The sequence below is a fragment of the Turicimonas sp. TL08 genome, from assembly GCF_054660695.1.
This window is the reverse complement of sequence record NZ_BAAGDP010000049.1, coordinates 1-2,096: the sequence shown is the minus strand read 5'-3', so window position 1 is coordinate 2,096 and position 2,096 is coordinate 1. Positions and strand designations below refer to the sequence as shown.

1 protein-coding gene is annotated in these 2,096 nt (G+C 41.5%); it reads left to right on the top strand.

Going from position 1 to position 2,096, the window contains the following annotated elements; translation table 11 throughout:
• Positions 1-127 precede the first annotated feature (127 nt).
• Positions 128-1,999 (top strand): IS1634 family transposase, encoded by a 1,872-nt coding sequence (locus tag ACYQ4O_RS12840; RefSeq protein WP_300926136.1) that lies wholly within the window; start codon positions 128-130, stop codon positions 1,997-1,999.
• Positions 2,000-2,096: the final 97 nt, after the last annotated feature.

Sequence of the window (2,096 nt, the reverse complement as noted above, 5' to 3'; positions counted from 1 at the left end):
TTTTCCTGAGTTTGATACCGAAACCCCCTTATTTTCATAATTACTATCTGAAAATAAAAGGAAAATCTCTCTTGACTTTTTTTGGTTATATGTAGTAAAATAATGGTAATAGTATAGAGAGGGGTTTATGCGTTACCACGTCATGTACAGTTCTAATAAAGAGGGGAATCGAAGTGTCTATATCGCTTCCTCCTACAGAAATGAAAAAGGACAAGCCCGGAAAAATATTTATCGCAAATGTGGAAATGAGAAGATGCTGCTTGCGGCAGACCCTCTTGCTATACAAAAAATTAAAGCCGAGGTTGAAGCTCTTAATCGTGAGGCTGCAGCAACTGATCTAAACCAAAGGATGGTTTTAAATAAAAATATTAAAGATCAACTTCTCAAAGAAGCTAAGGACGGCCTGAGCTTAAAAGGAGAAAAGCCGGCGTTACGAGGTCTTGGGTTGGTGGTTTTAAGTCGGCTTTGGAATGAACTTAAACTGCCTTACAAGCTCACTTATCTTAAAAATGGTACGAACGTTCAGTTCGATTTTTCTGAAGTTGTCCGCCAACTGTGTCTTACAAGAATTTTATCCCCTTGGTCAAAGGCTAAAACCAAACGCTTAGTACCAGTCACATATCTCGGTGCTAGGCCGCAGAACCTTTCCGATTACTACAATTGCTTAGATCTGCTCAGCGATAATAAAGAAGCCATTATCAAATATCTGAATAAAAAGCTTTTAGAACAAAATCCTCAACGAGACACGCGAGTGTGCCTCTATGACATTACTACTTACGCCTTTGAAAGCATTCGAGCCGACAGTCTTCGAGAATTCGGTTACTCAAAAGATAAAAAATTTAATGAAGTTCAGGTAGTTATGGCCTTAGCTGCTGACAAAGACGGACTGCCAGTCAGCTATAAACTCTATAAAGGCAATCAGGGAGAATCTCCGACGATGATTCCTTTTGTAGAAGAATTGAAAAAAACTTATGGGGTTGAAAAACTTGTAGTCGTGGCCGATAGGGGCCTTAACAACACGGCCAACATTCACTGCCTGGTCGAGCTTGGTCACGACTATGTATTCTCATCGAAGATTAGAAGCGCTTCCGAGGAAGTCAAGGCCGCTGCCCTTTGCCCGGAAGGAAGAATCTCATATACCGTGGTCGATGATGACGGGGTTGTGGAAGAAAACTGGTACAAAGAGGTCACGCTTGAAACCAAAGTTAACTATCGTTATCCGGAGTTTGCAAAGGAGCATGATGATCCTGCAGAGATAGAACGGCTGGAGAAGATATTAAAGCCCTATGAAACTCGAGCTAAAAATAAGAGAAAAAAAGGAACGCTCAAGCGCAGGTACATCGTTACATTCTCTAAAAAGCGCTTTGATAAAGACAGACACGATAGACAAAAGTTTATTGATAAAGCAATAGGGCTAGTTACCCGTCCCTCTACCTTCACAGCGGAAATGAAAAAAGGAGGCAAGGGATTAGTTCGCGTTGAGATTGATAAAGAGAGTTTGAGTTTAGACGAGGAAAAGATCGTTGAGCAGGAGAAGTTCGATGGAATGCATGTGATAGAGACTTCACTGGAAGATCCTGTAGAGGAAATCCTAAGCATCTACAGAGAGCTCTGGCACATAGAGAGCAATTTCCGCCTCTTGAAAAGTCAATTAGAAGCACGACCGGTGTATGTGCGCACTGAGCAACACATCCGCGGTCATTTTCTTTGTTGTTATATCGCATTAGTAATTTCGCGTTTGCTCGAGTACAAGCTCAAATCCAACCAGACCCCAATTTCCATAGAGAAGATCGTGGAAAGTCTCAACGGACTAAGGACGACAAGAATCAAATTAGAGAGACTGCCGGCGGTCTATGCAACTACAGGGATTTCAGACGATGTAAAAAACATCTGCAAAGCCGTATCTATGCCGGTGCTAGAGGACTATGAAACCGCAGCAACCTTGAGAAGGAAACTGGGGCTATCCGGAGATTTGAACAGTTACTTCTCTATCGAGTGAACTACTACTACGAGGAATAAAAAAATGAAAAATTAGAGATACATTGAGGCCCAATAGATATAACAAAATTTCCTCAATTTATTCTCTGAAACTCAGG

Coding starts and splice junctions, on each gene's coding strand:
- ACYQ4O_RS12840 (WP_300926136.1), top strand. CDS start 128: ATGCGTTACCACGTCATGTACAGTTCTAATAAAGAGGGGAATCGAAGT.